The sequence below is a fragment of the Streptomyces sp. NPDC054956 genome (genome assembly GCF_053609185.1).
This window is the reverse complement of sequence record NZ_JBSGXB010000460.1, coordinates 1-4,423: the sequence shown is the minus strand read 5'-3', so window position 1 is coordinate 4,423 and position 4,423 is coordinate 1. Positions and strand designations below refer to the sequence as shown.

Sequence of the window (4,423 nt, the reverse complement as noted above, 5' to 3'; positions counted from 1 at the left end):
ACCGTCTGGGAGCGCAACGCTCCCGACGACACCTTCGGCTTCGGGGTCGTCTTCTCCGACGAGACCCTCGACGGCATCGCCCAGGCCGATCCGGCCGTCCACGCCGCGATGTCGGCGGAGTTCGCCCGCTGGAGCGACATCGACGTCCGCCACCGCGGCCGGACCCTCACCTCCGGCGGGCACGGTTTCGCCGCTCTGGGCCGCCGCCGCCTGCTGGGCATCCTCCAGGAGCGCTGCGCAGCCCTCGAGGTGGACGTCCGCTACCGCACGCAGTCTCCGCCGCCGGAGCAACTGGCCGCCGAGTACGACCTGGTGGTCGCCTGCGACGGGGTGCGCTCGGCCGCCCGGGCCGCCTACGCCGACACCTTCGGCACCGATCTCGACGAGCGTTCGGGCCGCTACATGTGGCTCGGCACGGACAAGGTCTTCGAGGCCTTCACCTTCATCGTCGAGGAGTGCGAGTTCGGCACCCTCCAGGTGCACGCGTACCCGTACGACGACACCCGCTCCACGTTCATCGTCGAGATGGACGAGGACACCTGGCAGCGCGGCGGCTTCGGCGCGTCCGCCGGCCTCGACCTGCCGCCCGGCGCCAGTGACGAGGAGGGGATCCGCCGCTGCGAGGAGATCCTCGCCGGGCACCTGGACGGCCACCGGCTCATCCCCAACAACTCCAAGTGGCTGCGGTTCACCACCGTGCGCAACCGCACCTGGCGGCACGCCAACACGGTGCTGCTCGGGGACGCCGCGCACACCGCGCACTTCTCCATCGGCTCCGGCACCAAGCTCGCCATGGAGGACTCCCTCGCGCTGGTCGCCTGCCTGCACGAGCACCCCGACGTGCCGAGCGCGCTCGCCGCGTACGAGGAGGAGCGCAAGCCCGTCGTGGAGTCCACCCAGCGGGCGGCCCAGGCCAGCCTCGAATGGTTCGAGAACATCGACCGGTACACCGGCCAGGACTCCCACCAGTTCGCCTTCAACCTGCTGACCCGCAGCCGCCGCGTCACCTACGACAACCTGCGCGTGCGCGACGAGGAGTTCACCACCGCCGTCAACTCCTCGGCGCCGGTCCCGCCCATGTTCCGGCCCTTCCGGATCGGCGGCCTGCGCCTGCGCAACCGGATCGTCGTGCCCCCCATGGCCCTGTCCACGGCCCACGACGGGATCCCCGGCGACTTCGACCTCGTCCACCTGGGCACCCACAGCATGGGCGGCGCAGCCCTGGTCATCGCCGGCATGACCTCGGTCAGCGCCGCCGGGCGGACCGACGCGGGCTGCCCGGGCCTGTGGACCGACGAGCAGGAGGCCGCCTGGCGGCGGATCACCGCCTTCGCGCACGGCCAGTCGGACACCTGCCTCGGCATCCAGCTCACCCACGCCGGCCGCAAGGCGGCCGAGGGGCCGCTGCTGGCCGCCTCCGCGCTGCCCTGGGACGCGTCGAGCCCGGTCCCCGTCGAGGCGGGCCGCGCCGATATGGACCTGGTCGTACGGGACTTCGTGCGCGCGGCGGAGCGCGCCGACCGCGCCGGCTTCGACGTCCTCGAACTCCAGTACGGGCACGGCCATTTGATGTCCGGGTTCCTGTCCCCGCTGACCAACCTGCGCACCGACGAGTACGGCGGAGCGGTCGAGGGCCGGCTCCGCTTCCCGCTCGAAGTGCTGGGCGCCGTACGGGCGGTGTGGCCGGCCACGAAGGCCCTGCTGGTGCGGATCTCGGCGGCCGACTGGGCCGAGGGCGGTCTGGAGGAGGCCGACGCGGTGCACATCGCCCGCGCCCTGGTCGCGGCGGGCGCCGACGCGATCGACGTCTCGACCGGCGAGGTGGTCTCCCACGAGCGGCCGCGCTTCGGCCGCAGCTACCAGACCCCGTACGCCGACCTGATCCGCAACGCCACCGGGGCGGCGACCATCGCCGTCGGCGCGATCTCCACGTACGACGACGTGAACTCGGTGATCCTGGCCGGCCGGGCCGACCTGTGCGCGGTGGGCCGGGCGCAGCTCCACGACCCCCTGTGGACCCTGCACGCGGCCGCCGCCCAGGGCTACCGCGGGCCGGCAGCGCCCTGGGCCGAATCCTGGCGGGCCGGCAGCGCCCGGCCGCCGGCAGCGCGGACCGACCGGATCCCGCCCCGCCTCGAACTGCTGCGGCAGCCCGCCGCACCGGTGCACCAGCGATGGCTGCCGCGCGTCACCGCGCCGGCCCACTGAACGGAACGGCCGAGATCCCATGGAGACCCGTCCCCCGCACGACCTGCCCCGCTTCACCGCGGCCGCCGTACAGGCCGCCCCCGTCTACCTCGATCCCGCCGCCACCGTCGACAAGGCCGTCGCCCTGATCGCGGAGGCCGCCGGGAAGGGCGCCGAACTCGTCGTCTTCCCCGAGGCGTTCGTCCCCGGCTATCCGTACTGGAACTGGACGATGAACCCGGTCCAGGGCTCGCCCTGGTTCGAGCGGCTGCAGCGCGCGTCCATCGACGTGCCCGGCCCGCACGTCGACACCCTGCGCGCGGCGGCCCGCCAGTACGGGGTCGTCCTCGTCATCGGTGTGAACGAGCGCGCCCCGCACAGTCTGGGCGTGCTCTACAACACCCTGCTCACCATCGGGCCCGACGGCGAACTGCTCGGCGTGCACCGCAAGCTGGTGCCCACCTGGGCCGAGAAGCTCACCTGGACCGGCGGCGACGGCAGTTCGCTGCGCGTCCACCAGAGCCCCGTCGGACCGATCGGGGCGCTGGCGTGCGGGGAGAACACCAACACCCTGGCCCGTTTCACCCTGCTGGCGCAGGGCGAACTCGTGCACGCCGCCTGCTACATCGCACTGCCGGTGGCACCGACCGACTACGACATGGCCGAGGCCATCGCCGTACGAACCGCCGCCCACAGCTTCGAGGGCAAGGTCTTCTCCGTCGTCGCCTGCTCCACCGTCTCCCCCGAGATCGTCGACGCCGTCGCCGGTGACGACGAGGAGGTACGGGCCCTGTTCAACCGCCCGCGCAGCGCCCTGTCCGGCATCTTCGGGCCCGACGGACGCCCGGTCACGGAGCCGCTCGTGGACGTCGAGGGCATCGTCTACGCCGAGATCGACCTGGCCCGGTGCATCCAGCCCAAGCAGATGCACGACATCACCGGGCACTACAACCGCTTCGACGTGTTCCGCCTGGAAGTCGACAACCGCCCGCGCCGGCCCGTCACTTTCACCGCCCCGCTCGCCGGGCCGATCTCCGGTCCGCTGACCGCCACCCCCGAGGAGGACGCATGACCATCGAACAGGACGACACCGCGCTCGGCCGCGCCAGGGTCTCGGACACTCCCGAACTCACCGCCTACTACGCCGAACTCGAAGCCCTGGAGGCGGGCGCGCTGTGGACCGTGGCCAACGACATCGAGCCCTGGTACCCGCAGCCCAAGTCCGTTCCGGTGCTGTGGCGTTACGAGGAGCTGCGGCCCCTGGTCCACAAGGCGCTCGGGCTGGTCCGGGCCGACGACGCGGGCCGCCGCGTGGTGATGCTGGTCAACCCCGGCCGCAAGGACGTCAGCGCGGCCGCCGGGCTCCTCTACACCGGACTGCAGATCATGGGCCCCGGCGAGGCGATGACCGCCCACCGCCACCAGGCCGCGGCGCTGCGCTTCGTCCACGAGGGCACCGGCGCGTGGACGATCGTGGACGGGCAGAAGCTCAAGGTCGGCCCCCGCGACTTCGCCATCACCCCGAACGGCACCTGGCACGAGCACGGCAACGACGGGACGGACGCCCCGGTGATCTGGCAGGACGGTCTCGACATCCCGCTGGTCAACGCCCTGGACGCCGGGTTCTACGAGGTCCACCCCGAGCTGTACCAGGAGCCCGGGAAGGTGATCAACTCCTCGGTCCTGACCTACGCCGCGAACCTGCTCCCGTACGGCTCCGAGAAGTGGACCCGGCCCTACTCCCCGCTCCTGGCCTACCCGTGGGAGCCGACGTACGAGGCCCTGCGCGGCCTGGCCGAGGCCACCGAGGGCTCCCCGTACGACGGGGTCATCGCGGAGTACACCAACCCGGTGACCGGCGGTTCGGTCATGCCCACCTTGGGCGCCCACATGCAGCTGCTGCGCCCGGGCCAGGCCACCAAGGCCCACCGTCACACCGGGTCGGTGATCTACACGGCGGCCAAGGGGCACGGTGTCTCGGTGATCGCCGGGCAGCGCTTCGCGTGGAAGCAGGGAGACATCTTCTGCGTCCCCTCCTGGGCCTGGCACGAGCACCACAACCTCGACCAGTCCGAGGACGCCTGCCTGTTCTCCTTCAACGACTTCCCCGTCATGCGCTCCCTCGGCTTCCACCGCGAAGAGATGACCAGTACTCCGCCGGGGGCGAGCAGCCCGGCCAGCCTCTCGACCATGTGCTGCGGGGACGGCAGGTGCATGAGGACGAACCGGGCGTGCA

Annotated in this window: 3 protein-coding genes; all 3 read left to right on the top strand. The window is 72.1% G+C overall.

Annotated elements, in window-relative coordinates; genetic code table 11:
• Nucleotides 1-2,208, top strand: a 2,208-nt coding sequence (locus tag ACWGDE_RS36575; RefSeq protein ID WP_453393393.1) for an oxidoreductase, incomplete at its 5' end; no start/stop codon positions are given.
• Nucleotides 2,209-2,227: 19 nt separating this feature from the next.
• Entirely contained in the window at nucleotides 2,228-3,259 is a 1,032-nt protein-coding gene (locus ACWGDE_RS36570) for a carbon-nitrogen hydrolase family protein (protein ID WP_453393392.1), read from the top strand.
• Nucleotides 3,256-4,423: cupin domain-containing protein (locus tag ACWGDE_RS36565; RefSeq protein ID WP_453393391.1), on the top strand; the 1,168-nt coding region annotated here is incomplete at its 3' end. The genes ACWGDE_RS36570 and ACWGDE_RS36565, both read left to right, overlap by 4 nt.